The 23671-nt window shown below is 70.1% G+C and carries 22 protein-coding genes and 2 pseudogenes; 21 read left to right on the top strand and 3 right to left on the bottom strand.

Going from position 1 to position 23671, the window contains the following annotated elements:
* The first annotated feature begins 81 nt into the window (after positions 1–81).
* A pseudogene (locus ACILSK_RS14210) lies at positions 82–1795 on the top strand (NAD-dependent malic enzyme).
* A gap of 157 nt (positions 1796–1952) precedes the next feature.
* On the opposite strand, the gene ACILSK_RS14205 reads toward ACILSK_RS14210, so the two are convergent.
* Genes ACILSK_RS14205 through ACILSK_RS14195 form a run of 3 tightly spaced genes read right to left on the bottom strand, consistent with a single transcriptional unit; the run spans position 1953 to position 3432 of the window.
* Positions 1953–2306, bottom strand: coding sequence for a hypothetical protein (locus ACILSK_RS14205; RefSeq protein WP_395727821.1), 354 nt, complete (start codon positions 2304–2306; stop codon positions 1953–1955).
* Positions 2303–2836 (bottom strand): hypothetical protein, encoded by a 534-nt coding sequence (locus tag ACILSK_RS14200; RefSeq protein WP_395727820.1) that lies wholly within the window; start codon positions 2834–2836, stop codon positions 2303–2305. Before ACILSK_RS14200 ends, ACILSK_RS14205 begins: the two co-directional genes overlap by 4 nt.
* Positions 2827–3432, bottom strand: a complete 606-nt coding sequence (locus ACILSK_RS14195) for an RNA polymerase sigma factor (RefSeq protein ID WP_395727819.1) — start codon at positions 3430–3432, stop codon at positions 2827–2829. Before ACILSK_RS14195 ends, ACILSK_RS14200 begins: the two co-directional genes overlap by 10 nt.
* 244 nt (positions 3433–3676) lie before the next feature.
* On the opposite strand from ACILSK_RS14195, the gene ACILSK_RS14190 reads away from it, so the two are divergent.
* From ACILSK_RS14190 to ACILSK_RS14095, 20 genes and pseudogenes are all read left to right on the top strand, one after another.
* Positions 3677–4150, top strand: a complete 474-nt coding sequence (locus ACILSK_RS14190; RefSeq protein ID WP_395727818.1) for an Asp23/Gls24 family envelope stress response protein — start codon at positions 3677–3679, stop codon at positions 4148–4150.
* A 284-nt stretch (positions 4151–4434) separates the two neighbouring features.
* Positions 4435–4632, top strand: coding sequence for a hypothetical protein (locus ACILSK_RS14185; protein WP_395727817.1), 198 nt, complete (start codon positions 4435–4437; stop codon positions 4630–4632).
* Between the two features lie 32 nt (positions 4633–4664).
* Positions 4665–5054 carry an Asp23/Gls24 family envelope stress response protein gene (locus ACILSK_RS14180; RefSeq protein ID WP_395727816.1) on the top strand — a complete coding sequence of 130 codons (390 nt, stop codon included), beginning with the start codon at positions 4665–4667 and terminating at the stop codon, positions 5052–5054.
* A complete protein-coding gene (locus ACILSK_RS14175) occupies positions 5051–5620 on the top strand; it encodes a DUF6286 domain-containing protein (protein WP_395727815.1) in 570 nt (189 codons plus the stop codon). The genes ACILSK_RS14180 and ACILSK_RS14175 overlap by 4 nt, the downstream gene beginning before the upstream one ends.
* An 8-nt stretch (positions 5621–5628) precedes the next feature.
* Positions 5629–6282 carry an alkaline shock response membrane anchor protein AmaP gene (locus ACILSK_RS14170; protein WP_395727814.1) on the top strand — a complete coding sequence of 218 codons (654 nt, stop codon included), beginning with the start codon at positions 5629–5631 and terminating at the stop codon, positions 6280–6282.
* Positions 6283–6345: 63 nt separating this feature from the next.
* The gene (locus ACILSK_RS14165; RefSeq protein ID WP_395727813.1) at positions 6346–6528 is read left to right on the top strand and encodes a CsbD family protein; all 183 of its coding nucleotides are present in this window, start codon (positions 6346–6348) and stop codon (positions 6526–6528) included.
* Positions 6529–6680: 152 nt separating this feature from the next.
* Positions 6681–7403: a helix-turn-helix domain-containing protein gene (locus ACILSK_RS14160; protein ID WP_395727812.1), complete on the top strand. Its 723-nt coding sequence runs from the start codon at positions 6681–6683 to the stop codon at positions 7401–7403.
* A 118-nt stretch (positions 7404–7521) separates the two neighbouring features.
* On the top strand, positions 7522–8700 hold the full coding sequence (locus ACILSK_RS14155) for a CaiB/BaiF CoA transferase family protein (protein ID WP_395727811.1): 1179 nt from the start codon (positions 7522–7524) through the stop codon (positions 8698–8700).
* Positions 8693–9460 (top strand): annotated as a pseudogene (locus tag ACILSK_RS14150) (citryl-CoA lyase); the annotation flags it as partial. The gene ACILSK_RS14155 and the pseudogene ACILSK_RS14150, both read left to right, overlap by 8 nt.
* 55 nt (positions 9461–9515) lie before the next feature.
* Positions 9516–10292 carry an extradiol ring-cleavage dioxygenase gene (locus ACILSK_RS14145; protein ID WP_395727810.1) on the top strand — a complete coding sequence of 259 codons (777 nt, stop codon included), beginning with the start codon at positions 9516–9518 and terminating at the stop codon, positions 10290–10292.
* 91 nt (positions 10293–10383) lie between these two features.
* A complete protein-coding gene (locus ACILSK_RS14140) occupies positions 10384–10743 on the top strand; it encodes a hypothetical protein (RefSeq protein ID WP_395727809.1) in 360 nt (119 codons plus the stop codon).
* A gap of 23 nt (positions 10744–10766) precedes the next feature.
* Positions 10767–12233 carry an amidohydrolase family protein gene (locus ACILSK_RS14135; protein ID WP_395727808.1) on the top strand — a complete coding sequence of 489 codons (1467 nt, stop codon included), beginning with the start codon at positions 10767–10769 and terminating at the stop codon, positions 12231–12233.
* A gap of 97 nt (positions 12234–12330) precedes the next feature.
* A complete protein-coding gene (locus tag ACILSK_RS14130; protein WP_395727807.1) occupies positions 12331–13302 on the top strand; it encodes a zinc-binding alcohol dehydrogenase family protein in 972 nt (323 codons plus the stop codon).
* A 124-nt stretch (positions 13303–13426) separates the two neighbouring features.
* On the top strand, positions 13427–14248 hold the full coding sequence (locus ACILSK_RS14125) for a class I SAM-dependent methyltransferase (RefSeq protein ID WP_395727806.1): 822 nt from the start codon (positions 13427–13429) through the stop codon (positions 14246–14248).
* 181 nt (positions 14249–14429) lie between these two features.
* Positions 14430–17804, top strand: a complete 3375-nt coding sequence (locus ACILSK_RS14120; RefSeq protein WP_395727805.1) for an SNF2-related protein — start codon at positions 14430–14432, stop codon at positions 17802–17804.
* A 241-nt stretch (positions 17805–18045) separates the two neighbouring features.
* Positions 18046–18441, top strand: a complete 396-nt coding sequence (locus tag ACILSK_RS14115) for a hypothetical protein (RefSeq protein WP_395727804.1) — start codon at positions 18046–18048, stop codon at positions 18439–18441.
* The gene (locus ACILSK_RS14110; protein WP_395727803.1) at positions 18417–19574 is read left to right on the top strand and encodes a PTS transporter subunit EIIC; all 1158 of its coding nucleotides are present in this window, start codon (positions 18417–18419) and stop codon (positions 19572–19574) included. The genes ACILSK_RS14115 and ACILSK_RS14110 overlap by 25 nt, the downstream gene beginning before the upstream one ends.
* A 125-nt stretch (positions 19575–19699) precedes the next feature.
* Positions 19700–20137, top strand: coding sequence for a PTS sugar transporter subunit IIA (locus ACILSK_RS14105; RefSeq protein ID WP_395727802.1), 438 nt, complete (start codon positions 19700–19702; stop codon positions 20135–20137).
* 1 nt (position 20138) lies between these two features.
* A complete protein-coding gene (locus ACILSK_RS14100) occupies positions 20139–21299 on the top strand; it encodes a mannitol-1-phosphate 5-dehydrogenase (protein ID WP_395727801.1) in 1161 nt (386 codons plus the stop codon).
* Positions 21300–21374: 75 nt separating this feature from the next.
* Positions 21375–23633 carry a 6-phosphofructokinase gene (locus ACILSK_RS14095; protein WP_395727800.1) on the top strand — a complete coding sequence of 753 codons (2259 nt, stop codon included), beginning with the start codon at positions 21375–21377 and terminating at the stop codon, positions 23631–23633.
* The last annotated feature ends 38 nt before the right edge of the window (positions 23634–23671 follow it).

Raw genomic sequence — 23671 nt, 5'->3', positions numbered from 1 at the left:
ATCCGCTCGACCGGTGGACCCGGCGCCGTCCGCGCCGGGTCCACCGGGGCATTCCCATCCCCCCAGAGAGGCATGAAGACAATGGCTGTCGCCCCGTACGAGCTCGTCCATGGACCTGGAGACGTGGTGGCCCGGGTGGCTGCCCGGGGTCGGGCGGTGTTGTCGTCGCCGACGATCAACAAGGGCACTGCGTTCACGTTGGTTGAGCGTGAGCAGTTGGGGTTGACGGGGTTGTTGCCGACCGGGGTGACGACGTTGGAGGGGCAGACGCGGCGGGTGTGGGCGCAGTATCAGCAGCAGCCGACGGATCTGGCGAAGTGGGTGTATTTGGCGAATCTGCGGGATCGGAACGAGGTGTTGTTCTACCGGTTGCTCTCGGAGCGGCTGCCGGAGATGTTGCCGGTGGTGTACACGCCGACGGTGGGTGAGGCGATCCAGCGGTTCAGTCATGAGTTCCGGCGGAGCCGGGGTGTTCTTGTCGGTGGATCATCCGGATCAGGTCGAGACGGCGTTGCGGAACACGGGTCTGGGTCCGGATGATGTGGATCTGTTGGTGGCGACGGATTCGGAGGGGATCCTGGGGATCGGGGATCAGGGGATCGGCGGGATCGAGATCTCGATCGGGAAGTTGTCGGTGTATACGGCGGCGGCGGGGATCCATCCGCGGCGGGTGTTGCCGGTGGTGTTGGACACCGGGACGGACAATCTGAAGTTGTTGAACGATCCGATGTATATCGGGGAGCGGCATGCGCGGATCCGGGATCATCGGTATGACGAGTTGATCGACGCGTATGTGAGTGCGTGCAGCAAGTTGTTCCCGAACGCGATGTTGCATTGGGAGGATTTCGGCACGACGAACGCCCGTCGGATCCTGAACAAGTACTACGACCAGGTCTGTACGTTCAATGACGACATGCAGGGCACCGCGGCGGTGGTGTTGGCGGCGATCTTCTCGGCGGTGCGGGCGGCGGGGTCGCGGTTGCGGGATCAGACGATCGTGATCCATGGGGCCGGCACCGCCGGCCTGGGGATCGCGGACATGTTGCGGGATCAGATGGTCCGGGAGGGGTTGTCGCCGGACGAGGCGACGGGCCGGTTCTACGCGTTGGCCAAGCAGGGGTTGCTGGTCGGGGACGATCCGACGCTGCTGGATTTTCAGGTGCCGTATGCGCGGTCGCGGGCCGAGGTGGCGAACTGGCCGGGCGGACCGGGTGGGATTTCCCTGGCTGCGGTGGTGACGCGGGCGAAGCCGACGATCCTGATCGGGACGTCGACGCAGGCGGGGGCGTTCACGGAGTCGATCGTGCGGGAGATGGCGTCGTACACGGAGCGGCCGATCATCTTGCCGTTGTCGAATCCGACGAGTAAGGCGGAGGCGTTGCCGCACGATCTGATCCATTGGACGGATGGGAAGGTGTTGACGGCGACGGGTAGCCCGTTCGCGCCGGTGCCGTACAAGGGTGTGAGTTATCAGATCGCGCAGTCGAACAATGCGTTGGTGTTCCCGGGCCTGGGGTTGGGGGTTGCGGTGACGAAGGCGGAGCGGATCACCGATCGGATGATCGCGGCGGCGGCGGATGCGGTGGCGGCGATGTCGGATGCGGGTCGGCCGGGGGCCAGCCTGCTGCCGCCGATGACGGCGTTGCGGACGGCGTCGGCGGCGGTGGCGATCGCGGTGGCGAGGGTGGCCGACGAGGAGGGGTTGGCCCGGGTCGAGCTGACCAACCCGATCCAGCAGGTGTACGACGCGATGTGGCAGCCCGAGTACCCGCGGATCGAGATCCTCGCGGACTAACGGGGCCGCCCAGTTCGCCCACGATGCGGCCGATGCGGGCCGACAGCGACCGCCCTGGGCAGGAACCGGGGCTTTGGTTGGTTGGACACCGCCCGACGCACGTTCCTCACGGACGATCGGGTGTGGCCTGCGTCACACCACCGTCGTCGTCCCGAACTCAGGGTTCGACGTCGACCATGACGACCGTGACCGTCAGCCCCGGGCCGGTGACCTGGGACAACGCTCGTTCCACAGCCGAGTGGACCTGCTCGGCGGTCCGGCGGGGTGGCGGCGCCGCCGCTACCACGATGCGCACCGTGACGTGCGGGCCGGGTTCGTGGTCGACGCTGATGCCGCTTCGGTCCGCCTCGTCGTCGTGGGCGTCGTCGCCGGTGAACAAAGCCCGCGCGGCTCGGCCGGCCAGGTGGCGGAGCCCGGGCTGCAACCGAACCACCCCGGGGACCGCGGAGGCCGCCGCTGCGGCCAACCGGGCGAGGTCCTCATCGCCCGGCCCGTCGCCGGCCGGACTCACCGGCCGGCTCCGGCGGTGAAGACGTCCTGGACGAGCAGATCCACCCGATCCACCGCAAGGCCGAACAGCTCGGTGACGGTGTCGTTGACCGATGCACGCACCAGCTCGGACAGCTCAAGGGTGTCGGCGCCGTACGCAACGGACGCCGTCAGCTCGACCCGCAGCGCCCCGGAGACGTCCGGACCGTCCTCCGGCGCCTCGACGGTGCACCGGCGGACGACGATATCGGCCAGGTCGTCCAGCGCGCCGGTGATCGCGGTGGCGACGGCCGTCGAACCGACGAGCAGGTGGCCGCTCGACCCCGGCAGCACGATCAGCTGTCCGGGCCGCAGCTCGGCCCAGACCGAGTGCATGACGGCCGGCACCAGCCCGGCCGACGGTTCGCGGTCGGTGACCCGGCCCAGTTCGTCGGCGGCCCGGGCCAGCGCGGCCGCCGCCGCCGGGTCCGGCTCGGCCGGAGAATCGGCTGTCGCGGCCGCGGGCGAACTCGGTGCCCGGTCGGCCGGTTCGGGTTGCCCGTTCACCGCCATGGGGCCATCACCTCCGCCAGTCTGGTCCGGGCGCGGGCGATCCGGCCCCGGACGGTCGGTTCGGGAACGCCGACGATCTCGGCAATCTCGTCGTAGCTGCGATGATCCACCTCGCGCAGCAGCCAGCAGACCCGCAATGGCTCGGGCAGGTCGGCCAACGCGGACTGCAGCGCCTCCAGCATGGCCGATCGCTCGGCCTGGCGTTCCGGCCCGGCCGTGTCGACCAGGCCGGGTGGCACCGGGCCGGCATCCTCGACGTCCAGGTCGGCGGTGGGCTTGCGCCGGCGCAGTTCGTTCAGCGAGCGGTTCGTGACGATGCGGTACAGCCAGGTCGAGAATCTGGCGTCGCCGCGGAACTCGGGCAGCCGCCGCCACGACGCGATGAACGCCTCCTGGACGGCGTCCTCGGCATCCGCGGAGCGGCTGAGCAGTCGCAGTGAGGTGCCGAACATGGCCCGCTCGTGCCGGCGCAGCAACGTCTCGAAGGCGCGGCTGTTGCCGCTCTGCGCTCGCTGGACGAGCTCCTCGTCCGTCAGCTCGGACAGGCGTGACCGTCGACGGAAGGTGCCGCCCGCTGCCGCCGGGGGTTCGGTCACTGCCGGATCGTGCCACATCGGTCCCGGTGGAGACGTCGCCGACCGGCGGGTCGGTGTGGGGCGGGTCACAAGGACACACCCGTGAGGAAGGCGCGGGTCACCGGGTCATACCTGACATGCCGACGTTGAGCCCGGGACCGATGAGCATGTCGGACCGATGCGGGTCGGTACCGCCGGACCGATGGGGCCCCCGGCCGGCGGCCACAGACGAAGACGAGAACCACGAACGAAGGAGTGAAGCGACATGACGACGCCCACCACGACCAAGAAGGCGCCGGAGACCACCGATTCCACGCCGGCCGGCACGGTCGTCGAGACCGCGCTGGTGACCACCCGGGGCAAGACCTCCATCGCGGACACGGTGGTGGAGAAGATTGCCGGGTTGGCCGCGCGCGAGATCACCGGGGTGCACAAGCTGGGCGGGGGCGCCGCCCGGGCGTTCGGCGCGATCCGGGAGAAGATTCCGGGCCAGTCCGAGAGCCTGGCCCAGGGCGTGACCGTCGAGGTCGGCGAGCGGCAGGCCGCCGTGGACCTGGACATCACGGTCGAGTACGGAGTCGAGATCGGTGAGCTCAGCAAGGCCATCCGGCGCAACGTGATCAGCGCGATCGAGCGGATGACCACCCTGGAGGTCACCGAGGTCAACATCGTCGTGCACGACGTGCACGTTCCCAGCGACGACGACGAGGACGACCCGCACGACGCCCGGGTGGCGTGACCGACGACGAGCGAACGGCCCGGCGGGCGTACATCCGTGAGCACCACCCCGACCGGGGCGGCGATCCGGATGCCTTTATCGCGGGGTTGCGGCGGTGGGACGGGGGCCGCCGCACCCCGCCCGGGGAGCCCGGGGAGGTCGTCGTGATCCGGCGGAGCCGCCGGCGATGGTGGCGCCAGTGGTGGCGCCGCCGTTCCGCGCGCCGGAACCTGCGCTGATCCCACCGAGCTGCGACATCCCTTATCCCAAATATTCTTTCGATTCAAGACAGGTTGATGATCACGATGAGAGGTTCTGCTACCGCGATCGGCGTGGCAGTCGGCGTCGCGTTGGGGTTCGCCGGGGCCTTCGGCGGATTCCTGGCGTTCCTGCTGGTGCTGGTCCTCGCCGCGATCGGCGGGCTGGTCGGTGCGGTGGTGGACGGCCGGATCAATATCGGTGACTACGTCGGCGGTCGGGCCAACGGCCGCAGCCAGCGGTGACCGCCCCGGTCACCACCACGGGGAGCGTCCCCGTGGCCGGGACCGAGGTCGTCGGGACCGCGATCACGGCCGACCCGGCCGTCCGGGGCCGGACGGTGCTGCTCGACCGGGTGGTGGAGAAGACCGCCGCGGCGGCCGCCGCCGAGGTCGAGCACGTCCATGCCGCCGGCCGCGGCGCGGTCGGCCAGTTGCTGGGAACGCGCCCGGCGATCGCCGTCCAGTCCGCCATCGACGGGCATCTGGCTCAGCTGAGCCTGGAGGTGGAGATCGACTACCCGGCGCCACTGCGCCAGGTCACCCGCCACCTGCGGGAGCACGTCAGCGATCGCGTCCTCGAGTTGTGCTCGATCACCGTCACCGACCTCGATGTCCATGTGGTCGCTCTGCGACAGCAGACCCGTCCGGAAAGGAGAGTCCAGTGAGCGCCACCAGCGCGTCCGCGGCGGTCACCGCCGCTCCGGCCCGTGGCCGCCGCACGGTGGCCGCCGTCGTGGTCGCTGTGCTGCTGTTCCTGCTGGCCGGGTTCGCCGTCTGGCAGGCGGTCCTGCTGCAGCTGGGTCGCCGGCCCGAACCGCTGGACTCGGCGAGCATCTCAGCCTGGCTCAATACGACCCCCTGGTCGGAGCCGGTGATCATCGCGATCGGTGCCGTGATCTCCCTGCTCGGGCTGTGGCTGATCGCGTTGGCGTTGATCCCGCCTCGCCCGACGATGCTCGACCTGCGGGAGAAGCACCCCGACGTGATCACCCGCATCCGGCCGGCCGACCTGCGCCGGGCCCTCGACGGCGCCGCTCGGAGCGTCGACGGCATCAGTGCCGCGCGCACCATCCTGCGGCACGACCGCGCGATCGTCGAGGTGCGCTCGCCGCTGGGCGACCCGTCCGCGCTCCCGGACAAGGTCGCCGCGGCGGTTTCCGACCAGCTGACCGCCCTCGACCCGGTGCAACCGCTGCGCCCGGTCGTGCGGCTGACCGGAGTGCGGACATGAACACGGCGATGAGCGGCCCGATCAACAAGGGTTCGAATACCCGGCGCACCGCCCGCGGTAACCGCATCGGCCTGGGTCTGCTCGGACTGGTCCTGCTGGTCGCCGGCGGAGCGATCGTCATCCGGTCGACCGGCCTGTTCGGCGGCCTCCTCGGCCCGGCCGCGGACCCCGTGTACAGCGACGGGACTGCCGCGTGGGTGCACGATCAGCGGCCGTGGTTGTGGCTGACCATCGCCGCCGTCGGCGTGCTGGTGGCCCTGCTGGCCCTGCGCTGGCTGCTGGTGCAGCTGCGCACCGATCGTCTCGGCCGGCTCATGCTGGACACCGATGATGTCGGCGTGCCGGCCAGTGGGCGGGCCGACGTGCCCGCCGGGGTCGTGACCGCCGCGGTCGGTGAGGAGGTCGACACCTATCGCGGGGTGCAGAAGGTCCGGGTCGCGCTCACCGGCCGGCCCGACCAGCCCGAGCTGCGCCTGACGGTGACCGCCGACCCGGACGCGGATCTGTCCCGGATCCGGCGGCGGATCACCGGGGAGGCCCTGGCTCACGCCCGGTCGGCCCTGGACACCGACCGGCTCACCACCCACCTGCACCTGATCGTGGGCCGCCGGGCCCGGATCAAGGGCAACCAGATCGAAACCGAGATTCCCGTCCGGAGCTGACGCCCGGCCGGTTCCGGAGGCCGCCGACCGGCGGTCCCCACCCACCCATCAAGGAGGACACCCATGAGCATGGGAGACAAGATCAAGAACGCCGCCGAGGAAGCCGTCGGGAAGGCCAAGGAGGTCACCGGCAAGGTGACCGGGAACGAGGAGCTCGAGGCCCGTGGTCAGGCCGAGCAGGCCAAGGCCAACGTCAAGCAGGCCGGCGAGGACGTCAAGGACACCGTCAAGAAGGTCATCGACTGACCCCACCGCACCACGCGCGCCGTGGCCGCCTCCGGGCGGCCGCGGCGCGTTCTGCTGTCTGGCGGCGGTGGCCGGTGGTGCCGTACTACTGTCCGCCAGCCGGTCGGCGACGTAGGGTTCATCGGTCACCGCCGCACAGCGAAGGGAGGGCCATGCCGAGGGAGGGCACCGGTCCGGACTTCATCGAGGCCCTGGCTCGCGGGCTCGAGGTGATCACCGCCTTCCGCCCCGGCCGGCCGGTGATGACGCTGGCCGACGTGGCCAGCGCCACCGGCCTGGCCCGGCCGACGGCTCGCCGGATCCTGCTGACCCTGACCGAGTTGGGGTACGTGCGCCCGGCCGGTGGCGCCGTGGCCCCGGCCGGATTCGCGCTGACGCCCCGGGTGTTGGAGCTGGGGATGGCCTACGTGCAGTCGACGGGCCTGTGGGACATCGCCCGCCCGCACCTGGAGCGGCTGGTGGCGCGGACCAACGAGTCGTCGTCGATTGCCCAGTTGGACGGTTCCGACGTCGTCTACGTGGCCCGGGTGTCCGTGCCCAAGATCGTCACCCTGGCCGTCGATATCGGGACCAAGTTTCCGGCCCTGCCGACGTCGCTGGGAAAGGTGCTGCTGGCCGCGCTGTCGACGCGGGCCCGCGGCTGGGCGCTGACCGATGAGCAGCTGGCCCCGGGGATCCGGTCGGTGGCGGCGCCCCTGCGCGACGGAACAGGCCGGGTGATCGCCGCGGTCAACGTCAACGCGCACGCCGCCGAGACGAGCGTGGACCGGCTGGTCCGGGAGTACCTGCCCCTCCTGCTGACCACGGCCGGTGAGATCAGCGCCGACTTCGCCCGCCGCGACGCCCTCCCCCACGTGCGCGCCCCGGCCTCCTGACCGCCCCGTCCGAGAAAATTTCATGCCGAGGTATTGATCGGCCGCCCCTTGACACCACCCTGCCGGTGGGGGAGATTCGGCAGCGGACACCTGTCCGCTGTACGGCAGAGGGATGGTCATGGTGGATCCGGCTCCGGGCGAAGGGTGCAGCGGCCCCCTGGCGGGGATCGTGGTGGCGGACTTCTCGCGTGTCCTCGCCGGGCCGTACGCCACCATGCTGCTGGCCGACCTGGGCGCCGAGGTCATCAAGGTGGAAGGCCCCGGCGGGGACGACACCCGGGCGTGGGTTCCACCGGCCCGCGGCGACGTCGGCACCTACTACCTGGCCGTCAACCGGAACAAACGGTCGGTCGTCCTGGATCTCAAGGATGCGAACGACCGAGCCCTGGCCCACGAGCTCAGCGCGCGGGCGGATGTGTTCATCCAGAATTTCAAACCGGGCGGGCTGGCCCGCTTCGGCCTGGACTACGAGGCGGTGCACTCCCGCAACGCCGCCGTCATCTATTGCTCCATCAGCGGTTTCGGCGCCGGGGAGGGCGCAAGCCTGCCGGGTTACGACCTGCTGGTGCAGGGCATGTCCGGGTTGATGAGCCTGACCGGCGACCCCGACGGCCCGCCGTACCGCTCGGGTATCTCGGTGTTCGATGTGATGACCGGAATGCACTCGGTCATCGGCATTCTGGCTGCGCTGCACCACCGGGACCGGACCGGTCAGGGGCAGCACATCGAAACCAACCTGCTGTCCAGCGCCCTGTCGGCGCTGGTCAACCAGACCTCGGCGTACGTCGCCGGGGGGGTGGTGCCGGGCCGGATGGGCAACGCCCACCTGAGCCTGTTCCCGTACGAACCGATGGCCACGGGCGACGGCGAACTGATCGTCATCGCCGGCAACGACGGCCAGTTCCGCCGGCTGTGTGCCGCCATCGGCCGGCCCGAACTGGCCGACGACGACCGGTTCGACACCGTCGGCAAGCGCAATGACAACCGGGACCAGCTGCGGCCCTTGTTGCTGACGGCGCTGGCCGCCAGGAGCGCGCAGGAATGGTTCGACATCCTCACCGCGGCCGGACTGCCGAGCGGGCCGATCAATACCGTGCAGGGTGGTGTCGAGCTGGCCGAGCGCCTCGGACTGGATCCAGTGGTCACAGTCGGTCCGGACGGTGTTCCGTCGGTCCGCAATCCGATCCGGTTCTCCGTCACGCCGCCCGACTATCGTTATCCTCCGCCGGCTCTCGATCAGCAGGGCGAGCAGGTCCGGGCCTGGTTGGGGACCGCGCGGGAGGCGGCCGATGGCTGAGCAGATCGATCGGCCGGTGTACCCGACCGCATTGGGCGCCAGCAGCCGGGAGCGGATCACCCTGCTGGGTCAGGACTTGGCCGACGACGTGATGGGCAGCGTCGGGTTCGGCGAGCTGGCCTACTGGCTGGCCACTCAGCGCCGGCCGACCACCGGCGAGACCCGCGTGTTCGAGGCGGTTCTCGCGGCGTTGGCGGATCACGGCTTCACTCCGACCGCCATCGCCACCCGGTTGACCTTGCTGTCCGCGCCGGATTCGATTCAGGGTGCGCTGGCCGCCGGGCTGCTCGGCGGCGGTTCCCGCTTCCTCGGGGTGACCGAGGACTGCGGCCGGTTCCTGCACCAGGTACTGGCTGCCCAGGACGGCGTCCTGCCCACCGACGATGCTGGGTGGGACGCCCTGGCGCTGGCCACGGTCGCCGAGCAGCGCGCGCAGCGCCGGTTCGTGCCCGGTCTGGGTCACCACGTGCACAAGGACGGCGATCCGCGGACCCCGCGGTTGTACGCCATCGCCACCGAGGAGGGTCTGGTCGGACCCCACCTGGAACTGTTCGCCGCGATCGGCCGGGTTCACCCGCAGGTGTTGGGAAAGACGTTGCCGCTCAACGGTGCTGGAGTGTGCGGGGCGGCGTTGGCCGACCTCGGACTGCCGTTGGAGCTGTTGCGGGGGTTCGCCCTGCTGGCCCGGACGGCCGGGCTGATCGGGCAGCTGGCCGAAGAGCTCCGGCATCCGGTGGCCAACGAGATCTTCCTGTCTCTACTACCGGGCCAGCACCTCGACCGGGGCCGACCGGCCGCCGTTCGCCGACGAGTGGGTGGCCAAGATCGAGCGGTTCCGGCACACCCTCACCGTGGCCGAGCCCGACGTGCTGGTGATGGTCGGCAGCGACCACTTCCACCAGCTGTGGCTGGACAACATGCCGCAGTTCCTGGTCGGCAAGGCGCCCTGGTTCGACGCCAACTGGTACAACGAGGAACGCGAGTTCGGCCTGCCCCGGTTCCGGCTCAAGGGCGAGGAGGAACTGGCCGCCCACATCCTGCGGGACGGCCTGGACCGGGACTTCGACCTGGCGTTCAGCAACGAGCTACGGATCGACCACAGCGTCACCTGCCCGATCATCACGCTGCGCCCGCAGGCCGACCTGCCGATCGTGCCCGTCTACACCAACATTTTCGCTCCCCCGCTGCCCCAGCCGAGACGATTCGTGGCGCTGGGCAACGCCTTGCGCGAGATGGTCGAATCCTGGGACAGCGACCAGCGGGTGGCCATCATCGGCACCGGTCACCTGTCGCTGGAGCTCGGCGGCCCGCGGCAGTTCGGCGAGCACGGGCCCGATCCCGAGTTCGACCGTAAGGCGGTCGACTGGATCGCCTCCGGCGACATCGACGGCTGCCTGGCCGAGGTCACCCTGGACAGCCTGCACGCCCCGGGCAACGCCACCCACGGCTTCATGGACTTCATGCTCATGATGGGCGTGGCCGGCGAGGGTCGGAAGGCCGATCACGTTGACACTCTCGACCTGTTCCACACCATGGAGGCCTACTTCACCTGGTACCCGAACGGCGCACCGGCGAGGGGACCAGGGACATGAGCGAGGCTTGCCGAGCGAATCATCAACACTCGAATGACGGCGACGTCCGCGGGACGACCGAGCCTGCGAGGAGTCCCGAGGTGTCGTCGTCATGAGCAAGTACTTGCTTAACAAGTTCCTGTTCACCGTCGATCGCGATCCCGAACTGGTGGAGCGGTACCGCGACGACCCGGCGGGCACCGTCGACTGGTGGGAGGCCGAGCGGGCCAACCTGCTGTTGAACTGCACTGCGGCGGAGCGGTCGACCTGGCTGGCGTTCACCGACGACGAGCGCCGCGCACTGAAAGAACACGACCATGTCGCCCTGTTCGGGATGGGCGCGCACCCGTTCCTCACGCTGACCCTGTTCATCGCCCTGTTCGAGCGGGATCACGGCCCGCTTGAGTACCAGATCGCGTATGGCCGGGCGATGAAGCACCTGACGTTGCCGTACCCCGACATCACCACCTGAGCAGCACCAGAAAGGGGCTTTCAATGACGAATCCCGAATCCCTGGTCTTCCGCGGGGGCACCGTGCTGACCATGGACAAGACGCACACCATCCTCGATGGGGCCGACGTGCTGGTGGTCGGTGATTCCATCGCCGCGGTCGGGGTGGGCCTGGACGTTCCGCCGGGTACCCGCGAGATCGACGCCGGTGGCGGCATCGTCATGCCCGGCATGATCGACACCCACCGGCACATGTGGCAGACCGCCATGCGTGGGTACGGCGCCGACTGGACGCTGACCCAGTACTTCGTCTGGTACTACCTCGAGCACGGCCGCAAGTTCCGGCCGCAGGACGTGGCCGCCGGCAATCGGCTCGCCGCTTTGGAGTCGCTGGAGTCCGGCGTCACCACCGTCGTCGACTGGTCGCACGGTCTCCAATCCGTGGACCACGCCCAGGCCGCGGTCGACGCCCTGCTGGCGGTGCCCGGCCGGTACGTGCTGGCGTACGGCAACATCCAGGCCGGGCCGTGGGAGTGGTCGGCGGACCCGGCGGTCCGCGCGTTCCTGGAGCGGTACCGGGACGGCGAGGGATCGCTCAACGGGGTGCAGATGGCGTTCGACGTCACCGGCGACCCGGCGTTCCCGGAGAAGGCCGCGTTCGAAGTGGCCCGCGACCTCGGCCTGTCGGTCACCACGCACGCCGGGGTGTGGGGCGCCACCGGGGACGACAGCATCCGGCAGATGTACGACGGCGGGTTCATGCAGCCCGACACCGTGTACGTGCACGCAGCGTCCCTGTCCGCGGACTCCTACCACCGGATCGCCGCCACCGGTGGTTCGATCTCGGTGGCTACGGAGTCGGAACAGAGTGCGGGACAGGGCTACCCACCCACCTGGCAGGTCCGCCGGCACGGCATCCCGGTGTCCCTGTCAATGGATACGAGCGTGTGGTGGAGCGGCGACCTGTTCTCCGCGATGCGAACCACCCTGGGTGCCGACCGGTCACGCGAGCATTTCGAGGCCCACCTGAAGGGCGAGACGATCACGCACGCCGCGCTGCGCGCCGAGCACGTCGTCGAGTGGGCCACTCGCGGCGGTGCGCACGCGCTGGGCCGGGACGACCTGGGCAGCCTTGAGGTCGGCAAGAAGGCCGACGTCGTGCTGTTGCGCAACGACGATTCGACCGTCTCCTTCCCGGTGCTGAACCCCTACGGGCATGTCGCCTTCCAGGCCCAGCGGGCCGACGTGCACACGGTCGTGGTCAACGGCTCCGTGGTGAAGAGCGACGGCAAGCTGGTGGGTGTCGATCTGGCGTCGGCGCGGCGGGAGATCGAGGACACCGTCGGGTACCTGCGCGGGGAGCTGGGCGAGCAGGCCTGGTCGGCCGGCATGTATCCGGATCAGGCGGCGACCGAGCGGCTGGAGAACCCGTACCAGTACACCGACTTCAAGTCCGACACGACGACTCGCGCTCGGGAGGAAGAGTTCCGCGAGCAGCTGGAGCAAGGATGAGAGTGGCGCTGCCGGCCCGGCCGCGACAGGGGGATCCGTCGGGGGTCCTCCTGTTGGGGCCGGGCGGACCGTCACCGGCCGCCCCGGGGATCGGGTCATGACCACTCGGACCTCCGCGGCGCTCCTGAACGAGCCGGGCGGGGCGCCCCGCATCGGTGCGCGGGACGTCCTCCCGCCGATCGGCGATCAGGTGCTGATCCGGGTGGCGGCGGCCCCGATCACCCCGCTGGACCGGCTCTGCGCCACCGGCCGGTCGTACTTCGGGGTTCCCGTCACGCCCTACGTTCCCGGCGTCCAGGGCGTCGGCACGGTCGAGGCCGGGCCGATCCCGGCCGGCACCCCGGTGTGGTTCGCCACCACGGCCGGCATGCAACCCGGCGACGGCAGCATGCGGTCGGTGGTAGTCGCCGAGCTGCGGGACGTGGTGGGGCTGCCGGCCGGTGCCGACCCGGTGCTGGTCGGCGCGCTCGGCCTGTCGGCGGTCGCCGCCTGGGTGGCCATGACCGGCCCCGGCGAGCTGGCCGCCGGCGACCGTGTCCTGGTGCTCGGGGCCGGCGGCGTCGTCGGCCAAGCGGGCATCCAACTCGCCCGGGGTGCCGGCGCGGCCCGGGTGATCGCGGTGGCCCGGTCGGCGGCCGCGCGGGAGCAGGCACTGCGGCTCGGCGCCGACGCCGCGGTGGCGATCGAGGCGAGCGACGACGTCGACGCGCTGGCCGCCCGGATGGCCGCGGCCACCGACGGCCCGGTCGACCTCGTGCTGGATCCGCTCTTCGGGGTGCCGGCCGCCGCGGCGGCCCGGAACCTGCGCGGTGGCGGCCGGCTGGTCAACCTGGGCAGCTCGGCCGGCGAGACCTCGCCCATCGATTCGTCGACCATCCGCAGCCGGCAGCTGCAGATCCGGGGCTACACGAACAACGCGCTGTCGGCCGACCAACGGCGGGACGCACTCACCCACGTCGTCGCCGAGGTGGTCGCCGGGCGGTTGACCGTGGACCATCAACGGGTCCCGCTGGCCGATGTCGCGCAGGTCTGGGACCGGATCGGGCCGCGGGTGGTCCTGGTGCCCTGAGGAGGCTGATGGAGCGGAGATCGGCCGGTCGGCACTGCCACCGGACCGGATGCTGTTCGATCCGGCGCCGACATGAACCCGCCGAGCATCGGCGACGTGCCCGGCCAGTGGCATGGTGATCGCCATGGACCAGCGGGATCGGATCGCCGCCATGTTCGACCAAGCAGCGGACAGCTACGACCAGGTCGGCGTCGAGCTCTTTCAGCCGATCGCCGAGCGGCTCGTCCGGGAACTGGCCCCGCAGCCGGGCGAGCACGCGGTGGATCTCGGGTGCGGACGCGGCGCCGCCCTCCTGCGGTTGGCCGCCGCCGTCGCGCCCACCGGGCGCACGGTCGGCCTGGATCTTGCCCCACGGATGGTCCAGGCAGCCGCAGAGGGTGCTGCCCGAGCCGGCCACTCGGTCGACGTGGTGATCGGCGACGCGCAAAGTCCGGAGCTGCCCCCGGGGTCGTTCGACGTCGTTGCCTCGTCCCTCGTGGCGTTCTTCCTGCCGGACCCGGCGGCCGCGGTGCGTGCGTGGCGTCACCTGCTGGTCGACCACGGCCGTCTCGGAGTGTCCACGTTCGGCGCGTTCAGCCCGTGGTGGGCGCAGGTCGACGCGGTCTTCGCACCTTTTCTTCCGCCGGCCATGCTGGACGCCCGGACGACCGGGACGCAGGGCCCGTTCGCATCGGACGACGGGGTCGAGCAGCTCCTGGCCGACGCGGGGTTCGGCAGCGTGCGCACGGTCGGCGAAGTGCTCCCCGTCCGCTTCGACGACGTGGCCCATTGGTACCGGTGGACGATGTCCACCGGCCAACGGTTCTTCTGGCATCTGGTTCCCGACGAGCAGCACGCGTCCGTCTACGCGGCCGCGGCCGCCGCGCTCGACGACACACGACACCACACCGGGGACGGTCGGATCGGGTTCGACCAGCGCATCCGGTACACGATCGGACACCGGTGACGACGCGGCCGACACCGGACACCCGCGCTGACGCGTCCGACCGGTAGGCCGGCCACCTCCGATCCAGCCCGCCGGGCCCTGCGCCCGGCCTGTCGGTCGGGCAGTGTCGGACCCGGCTCCTACAGTCCCCAGCAGGTCGACCACCGCAGGCGCGACCCGACGGCGGGAACGGGGGACGGACATGGTGGGTGAACCGGCCGGCCGGGCGCGTGGGCGGGGAGCCTGGTCGGGCGCGGCGGGCGCACCCGACCACGGGCTGGCCTGGCACGTGGGTGACGTCGTGCTCGGTCGAGCCCGATCCGTGCTCGCGAGTGGTGGCGTGCTGACCTGCGTGCAGACCCGGCCGGGGGAGTTGCAGGCCACGGTCGGCGGGACCCGGCCGTGGCCGTACCAGGTCGGGGTGTCCTTCGTGCTGTCCGGCGGGCAGATCGGTGCGTTCGAGGGGGAGTGCGACTGCCCGGTCGAGCTCGACTGCAAGCATGCCGTCGCGGCCCTGCTGCACCACCTGGCCGGCCTCGTCCCTCCGCCGGCCCGCCACCGTGGATTGTCCGTGATCGACCCGGCGGACGGCACCGATCACGATGCCGCGCCCGGCTGGGAGCAGTCCCTGACCCAGCTGCTCGGGGCGTCGGTCCGGCCGCGGGCGGAGCGGGACCGCGTGCACACCATGCTGGCCCTGCAGGTCGGCCTGGTGCTGCACGCGTCGGCCGGCCCGTTCGGATCGGCCGGTCTACGGATCCGGCCCATCCAGTTCAACGCCCGTAGCCGCTGGGTGAGCACCGGGGTGTCCTGGCGAGACCTGCGCTACGGGTACTTCACCGCCCACTACCGCCCCGAGCAGCTCGAATCGCTGCGCGGGATCGCCGATCTGGAACTGCGCCGCAATCCGCAGCAGGCCCTGACCAGCTGGATCGCACTGGACGGGCCCGGCGGCGCGCAGCTGTGGGACGCCCTGGCGGAGGCCCAGCAGGCCGGCATCGACCTGCTGCTCGACGGTTCGCATGCGCCGGTCGAGCTGTGCGCGGACCCGGCCGAGGTCGCCCTCGATCTGGTCCGCGACCACACCATGAGTCTGCGACCGATCCTGCGCCTCGGCGAGCGAATCCTGGACCGGGACACGACGGCGCTGATCGGCCGGCCGGCGCACGGACTGGTCATCGGCGCGAGCCCCGGCCGGCCGCCGACCACGCCGATCGGGCTGGCGCGGCTGCGTCGCCCGCTGACCGCCGACCTGGCCGGCATGCTGGACGCCGGCCCGATCGAGGTCCCCGCGCCCGATCAGACCCGATTCCTGGCCGAGTTCCTGCCCGGGTTGCGCCGGCGGATCACCGTGCTGTCCAGCGACGGCACGGTGCCGCTACCCGATCCTTCGCCACCGCGGGCGGTGCTGACGGCAACCCGGGAACCGGGGCACCGGATCGGCCTGCACTGGCAGTGGCAGGACGAGTCCGGCCGCCGCCGTGAGTTCGACGACCGGCGCGGACTGCCGACCGCCGAGCGGGCCGCGATGCGCCGGGCCATCGCCGCCATCGTGGCCAGCGGGGCACTGCCGGCGGATGCCCTGGCCGGCGGACCCGACGGACCCGAACCCCACCCGCGGTTCCTGTTGACGGGCGCCGACTGCGTCCGATTCATGACCGGGGGGTGGCCCGTGCTGGCCGGGCTGACCGATCTGATCACCGAGCTCGACGGCCCGGACGCCGACCTCGAGTACCGGCCGGCGACCGCCGATCCCGAGCTGGATCTGGCCGACGCCGCGGAGGACGGCACCGGGACGAGGGACTGGTTCGGGTTCGCCGTCCGGGTGAGCATCGATGGTGAGCACGTCCCGTTCGAATCGATCTTCCGGGCGTTGGCCGGCGACGAATCGATGGTCATCCTGCCCAGCGGCGCCTACCTCGACGCGAGCATGCTCGACGAGCGGTGGAACCGGCTGCGCGAGCTCATCGAGGAAGCCCGGGCGATGGACGACGCCCCGCCCGGCGAGCTGCGGATCGGCCCGTACACGACGAGCCGGTGGGCCGACCTGGAGGAGACCGGCCTGCTCGACGAACGAGGTGCCCGCTGGCGCGCGCGGGTCGGGCAACTGGCGGCCGTCACGGGTGACGCCGCGCCGCCCGGGGGGCCACCGGCCGGCCTGCACGTCCGGCTGCGGGACTACCAGCAGGAGGGCCTGGACTGGCTGCGGACCCGGTACGACCAGGGTCTGGGCGGTGTGCTGGCCGACGACATGGGCCTGGGCAAGACCGTGCAGATGCTGGGCCTGATCGCGCACGCCCGGGCGAAGGATCCGGCCGGACCGCCGATGCTGGTGGTCGCGCCGACGTCGGTGGTCGGGAACTGGGTGGCCGAGGCGGCCAGGTTCACCCCGGGCCTGCGGGTCGCCCCGATCACCCGGGGCGGCACCGGCCGCGGCGGCGCGCTCACGGCCGCGACCGCCGGGGCGGACCTCGTGGTGACCTCCTACCAGCTGCTCCGGATCGGCATCGACACGTACCGGGAGCACGCCTGGTCCGGGCTGGTCCTGGACGAGGCCCAGTTCGTGAAGAACCCGCAGTCCAAGGGGTTCCGGTGCATGCAGGAGCTCCGGGTGCCGGTCACGTTCGCGGTCACCGGGACCCCGCTGGAGAACAACCTGATGGAGTTGTGGGCGCTGCTACGGCTGACCGTCCCCGGCCTGTTCCCGCAGTCGCGATCGTTCACCGAGCACTACCGGCTGCCGATCGAACGGTCGTCGGCGACGGCCGCGGAGCGGCTGGCCCAGCTGCGCCGCCGCACCGCCCCGTTCCTGCTGCGCCGCACCAAGGAGCAGGTCGCCCCCGAGCTGCCACCCAAGCTCGAGCAGGTGATCGAGGTCGACCTGAGCCCCCGCCATCAGCAGCTGTACCAGCGGTACCTGCAGCGCGAACGGCAGAAGATCCTCGGCCTGCTCGCGGACGAACGGTCCTTGCGGGACAACCGGTTCCAGATCCTGAAGTCGCTGACCCTGCTCCGGCAGCTCAGTCTCGACCCGTCGCTGATCGACCCGGCCCACGCGGACGTCCCATCCAGCAAGCTGGAGGTGGTGACCGACCGGATCGCCGAAATCGTCGGATCCGGGCACCGGGTGCTGGTGTTCAGCCAATTCACCAGATTCCTGGACCGGACCGCGGAACGGCTGAATGCGCTGGCGCTGGACCATTGCCGGCTCGACGGCCGCACCCGGGATCGGTCGGCGGTGGTCGAGGCCTTCCGTTCCGGCGCCGCGCCGGTGTTCCTGATCAGCCTCAAGGCCGGCGGATTCGGCCTGAACCTGACCGAGGCGGATTACTGCATCCTCCTCGACCCGTGGTGGAACCCGGCCGCCGAGGCCCAGGCCGTCGACCGGGCGCACCGGATCGGGCAGACCGGGACGGTCATCGTTCACCGGTACGTCGCCCGCGGCACGATCGAGGAGAAGGTGATGGCCCTCAAGGCCGGCAAGGCCAAGCTGTTCAACGACGTCCTGGGCGCCGGCCCCGGCGCCGCCGGCCAGGGCGCGCTGACCGCCGCCGAGATCCGGGATCTCCTCGCCTGATCCCCGATCCAGGTCACGACGCGATCTCGACGTCGTTGCGATTGGCGCCAACTCCGATCCCCCCGAGACGATCTTGATAACGGTTCTTCGTGCGGGCAACTAATCCCGGTCGGGCCCCTTGCCAAGCCCCCGATCGGGTTTATGGTGGGCCCGTCCGGAGAACCCCGTTGCGCAGCGATACCTGCTGTCGCAATTGGCCGCTTTCTCCGCTCGCCTGGCCAATGTCGGAGAGGTGAAGAGGATGACAACAGAAGCGGTCCCTGCCAGCAAGACCAGTAGTAGCCGGGTGGCGGTGCAGAAGTTCGGCACGTTCCTGTCCGGGATGATCATGCCGAACATTGCGGCGTTCATCGCGTGGGGTTTCATCACGGCGTTGTTCATCGAGAAGGGGCCGTTCCCGATCGCGGTGATCGGTGGGTTCGGGGTCGATGACGCGGGTGCGGCGAACCCGGGCCTGGTCGGGCCGATGGTGCGGTACATGTTGCCGATCCTGATCGCGGCGCAGGGCGGCCGGATGGTGTACGGGGTGCGCGGCGCGGTGGTGGCGGTGGTCGCGACGATGGGCGTGATCATGAGCACCACGGAGCCGATGTTCATGGGCGCGATGATCACATGGGTCCGCTCGCGGCGTGGCTGATGAAGAAGGTCGACGCGATCTGGGACGGCAAGATCAAGCCCGGGTTCGAGATGTTGGTGAACAACTTCTCCGCGGGCATTTTGTCGGCGGGGTTGGCGGTGGCCTCGTTCTATGTGTTCGGGCCGATCTTCCGGGCGATCTCGGATGCGTTGGGCAGTGGGGTGGACTGGCTGATCGCGCACAGTCTGTTGCCGTTGGCGAGCATCATCATCGAGCCGGCGAAGGTGTTGTTCCTGAACAACGCGATCAACCATGGGGTGTTGACGCCGTTGGGGATCAACCAGTCGGCCGAGACGGGGCAGTCGATCCTGTTCCTGTTGGAGGCGAATCCGGGTCCGGGTGTCGGCCTGCTGATCGCGTACTCGATCTTCGGGACGGGCCTGGCGAAGAGCACGGCGCCGGCGGCGGCGATCATCCAGTTCTTCGGTGGGATCCATGAGATCTATTTCCCGTATGTGCTGATGAAGCCGTTGACGTTGCTGGCCACGATCAGCGGTGGGATGGTCGGCATTCTGACGTTGACGATCTTCAACGCGGGGTTGCGGGCGCCGGCGGCGCCGGGGTCGATCATCGCGGTGTTCCTGCAGACGCCGGGCGGCAGTTTCGTCGGGGTCGCGTTGTCGGTGTTGTTGTCGGCGACGACGAGTTTCGTGATTGCCTCGATCATCCTGCGGGCCAGCCGCAAGTCCGATGACAACGGTGATCTGGCGGCGGCGACGGCGCAGATGGAGGGTATGAAGGGGAAGAAGTCGTCGGTGTCGGGGGTGTTGACCGATATCGAGGCCAATACCGAGCAGGCCGACGAGGCGCGGGAGGCGGCGACCCGGTCGACGCCGATCCACAAGATCGTGTTCGCCTGCGATGCGGGGATGGGGTCGTCGGCGATGGGTGCGTCGGTGCTCCGGAACAAGATCAAGAAGGCCGGGTTCACCGATGTCACGGTGGTCAACGTGGCGATCGCGAACCTGGTCGACGATGTCGACCTGATCGTCACCCATCAGGACCTGACCCCGCGGGCCCGGGACAAAGCCCCCTCGGCGCAGCATGTCTCGGTGTCCAACTTCATGAGCAGCCCGAAGTACGACGAGATCGTCGAGGAGCTGCGCGAGACCAACGGCGCCCCCGCCACCTGAGCACGAGGCCGTCGTCACCACACCCCGGGATCGGACGCCGGTCCCGGGGTGCTCCACGTCCGGCCCCGTTGGCGGCGCCGCGGTCTCCGCTGCACACCCGCGGGTTCTATGCCATTGTCGGGACCATGAGCGACATCCTCTCTGTCTCGCAGATCAAGACGCCGGGAACGGCGGCCGGCAAGGACGACGCGATCCGGGAGGCCGGGCAGATCCTGGTCGATTCCGGTGCCGTCGGCCCGGAGTACATCGACGCGATGTTCGAGCGGGAGAAGTCGGTGTCCACCTACATGGGCAACTTCCTGGCCATCCCGCACGGCACCAACGAGGCCAAGGACTCCATCAAGGCGTCCGCGCTGTCCGTCGTCCGCTACGAGAGCCCGATCGACTGGGACGGCAACGAGGTCCGGTTCGCCATCGGCATCGCCGGCTACGAGGGCGGCCACCTGGAGATCCTGGGCAAGGTCGCGATCATCTTCTCGGACATGGACGAGGTCGACAAGCTGATCGCCGCCGGCTCCGCGCAGGAGCTCTACGACCTGCTCAACGCGGTGAACGAGGACTGACATGGCTTCGACAGCAGTTCATTTCGGGGCGGGCAATATCGGCCGGGGCTTCGTCGGGCTGATCCTGCACCGGGCCGGGTACGAGGTCGTGTTCGCCGACGTCGCCGACGCGCTGATCGGCGCCCTGCAGGTGACGCCCAGCTACCAGGTCAACGCCGTCGGGCTGGAGTCCAGCACCGAGACCGTGGACAACTACCGGGCGATCAACAGCCGCGAGCACGAGGCAGCGTTGGTCCGGGAGATCGCGGCCGCCGACATCGTCACCACCGCGGTCGGGCCGACCATCCTGAAGTTCGTCGCGCCCACCATCGCCGCCGCGCTCAAGGCCCGGTCGGCCGATGCGCCGCCGCTGGCCGTGATGGCCTGCGAGAACGCGATCAACGCGACCGACGTGCTGGCCGGGCACATCCGGGAACACTGCTCGGCCGATGAGTGGGCGGGCATCGAGGCCAAGGCGATCTTCGCCAACACCGCGGTCGACCGCATCGTGCCGGCGCAGGCCGATGGCCAGGGTCTGGATGTCACCGTCGAGACCTACTTCGAGTGGGCCATCGAATCGCCGCCGTTCGCGGATCACCCGCTGACCATCCCGGACGCCAGCTGGGTGCCCGATCTGGCGCCGTACATCGAGCGAAAGCTGTTCACGGTCAACACCGGTCACGCCGCGACGGCCTACCACGGCAAGCTCCGAGGGATCAGCAAGCTGTCCGACGCGCTGTCCGACGAGCAGGTGCGAACCGCCGTCGAGGGAGTGCTGGCCGAGACCAAGGCGTTGCTGGTGGCCAAGCACGAGTTCAGCGACGCCGCGCAGCAGGCCTATGTCGACAAGATCCTGCAGCGCTTCGCCAACCCGCACCTGCCGGACACCACTGAGCGCGTCGGCCGCCAGCCGCTGCGCAAGCTGTCCCGCAACGAGCGGCTGATCGGTCCGGCCGCCCAGTTGGCCGAGCGGGGCATTCCCGCCCGCCACCTCATGGCCACCGTGGCGGCCGCCCTGGCATTCGACGTCCCGGAGGATCCGGAGAGCGTGGAACTGCAGGAGCTGGTGGGTTCGCTGCCGGCACCCCAGGCGGTGGAGAAGGTGACCGGGCTGACGCCGGACCACCCGCTGTACCCCGAGGTGCTCGACGCGTTCGAGCAGCGCAGCCACCGTAAGATCTGAGCCGCTCGGATCTGTCGGGCGACCGGTCCGTGGCGAAGTGGTCGAACGAGAGCAGAATTCGAGGTCGAGGATCAGATGACCGCGCACAGCCCCGATTCGGGCAAACGCCGTCTTGCCGTGATGACCAGCGGTGGTGACGCACAGGGGATGAACCCGGCCGTTCGCGCCGTGGTTCGCACCGCCCTGCACTACAACGCCGACATCTATGCCATCTACGAGGGCTACCGCGGCCTGATCGAAGGTGGCGACCGGATCCGGCCGGCCACCTTCGACGACGTCAGCGGCATCCTGAACCGGGGCGGGACGGTCATCGGGACCGCGCGTTCCCTTGAGTTCCGGGAACGATCGGGCCGGCTCAAGGCCGTGCACAACCTGATCGAGAAGGGGATCGACCGGCTGATCGTCATCGGCGGGGACGGCAGCCTGTCCGGCGCCGACCTGCTCCGCCGGGAGTGGTCGTCGCTGGTCGCCGAGTTGCTGGCCGACGGGGTGATCGATCAGGAGGCAGCCGATCGGCACCCCGCGTTGATGATCGCCGGCCTGGTCGGCTCGATCGACAACGACATGATCGGCACCGACATGACGATCGGTGCCGATTCGGCGTTGCACCGCATCGTCGAGGCGATCGACTCGATCTCCAGCACCGCGGCCAGCCACCAGCGCAGTTTCATCGTCGAGGTGATGGGCCGGCACTGCGGCTACCTCGCGTTGATGAGCGCGATCGCCGGTGGAGCCGACTACGTGTTCATCCCGGAGAACCCGCCCGCGCCCGGGTGGGAGACCCACCTGTGCGAACAGATCAGCAATGTGCGGGCATCGGGCCGGCGCAACAGCATCGTGGTGGTCGCCGAGGGCGCGCAGGACAGCGATCACACGCCGATCAACAGCGACTACATCCGGCAGGTCCTCGAGGACCGGCTCGGCGAGGACACCCGGGTCACCATCCTCGGCCACGTCCAGCGCGGCGGCGCACCCAGCGCGTTCGACCGGTCCATGAGCTCGCAGCAGGGGTTCGCGGCGGTCGAGGAGGTGCTGTCGGCCACCGCGGACACCGTGCCGTCGATCATCGGGGTGAATCACAACCGGATCGGCAAGGCGCCCCTCATGGAGAGCGTGGCCAAGACACGTGAATTGGCCAGCCTGATCGCGGCCAAGGACTACGACACGGCGCTGACCCTGCGCGGCGACAGCTACACCGAGCTCGCCCACGTGTTCCACTCCATCTCGCATGCCCTGCCCGGGGTGCGGATGACGAACGCGAAGTCGGCCCGGATCGCCGTGCTGAACGTCGGTGGTCTGGCTCCCGGGATGAACGCGGCCGCCCGGGTGGCCATCCGGCTCGGGCTGCACCGCGGGCACACCGTGCTCGGTGTCAAGGGAAGCTTCGCCGGCCTGGTCGAGGGAGACGTCCAGGAAATGCAATGGGGTGACGTCGAGGGCTGGAGCAGCCGCGGCGGCGCCGAGCTGGGCATCAGCCGCAAGGTGCCCACCGTCAAGGACCTGTACGCCATCGGCCGAGGCCTGGAGACCCATGGCATCGACGGCCTGGTGATCATCGGCGGGTGGGACGCCTTCGAGTCCGCGCACACCATGTGGCGCGAACGCGACCGGTACGAGGCGTTCAAGATCCCGACGATCTGCCTGCCGGCCAGCATCGATAACAACCTGCCCTTCTCCGAGCTGTCCATCGGCGCGGACAGCGCGCTGAACCTCATCGTCGATTCGATCGACCGGGTCCGGCAGGCCGGCGCCGCCCAGCGTCGGGCGTTCGTGGTCGAGACGATGGGCGGCACCTGCGGCTATCTCGCCCTGCTCGCCGGCCTGTCCGGCGGTGCGGTGCGGGTGTACCTGCACGAGGAGGGCATCACCCTCAAGGACCTGTCGGTCGACGTCGAGCGGATGGTGGACAGTTTCCGCGCCGGCCAGCGGCTGTTCATGGTGGTGGCCAACGAGAAGGCCAGTTCCATGTACACCAGCGACTTCCTGTGCCGGCTGTTCGAGCAGGAGAGCCAGGGATTGTTCGACGCGCGGAAGGTGGTGCTGGGTCAGACCCAGCAGGGCGGCACGCCGTCACCGTTCGACCGGATCCTCGGCACCCGGCTGGCGGCCCACTCGATGGACTGGATCAGCAACGAGATCGACCGGCGGCGGGCCGACAGCGCGGTCATCGGCTACACCAAGGGCACGGTCCGGGTCACGTCGATGCGCCAGGCCGAGGAGCTGGCCGACTGGGAGAACCGGCGTCCGCTCACCGAGTGGTGGATGCAGCTGCGACCGATCCTGGACGTGCTGGCCCAGCGGCTTCCGGTTGAGCAGGCGGCCACGCTGGGCTGATCCCCCGCGGCTGACTCGGCGCTGTCGGGGCGCCGGAC

This window comes from Nakamurella sp. (assembly GCF_044224575.1).
Classification (GTDB): domain Bacteria; phylum Actinomycetota; class Actinomycetes; order Mycobacteriales; family Nakamurellaceae; genus Nakamurella.
Note: the sequence above shows the minus strand (reverse complement) of the source record. Positions and strands in the feature narration are given on the sequence as shown.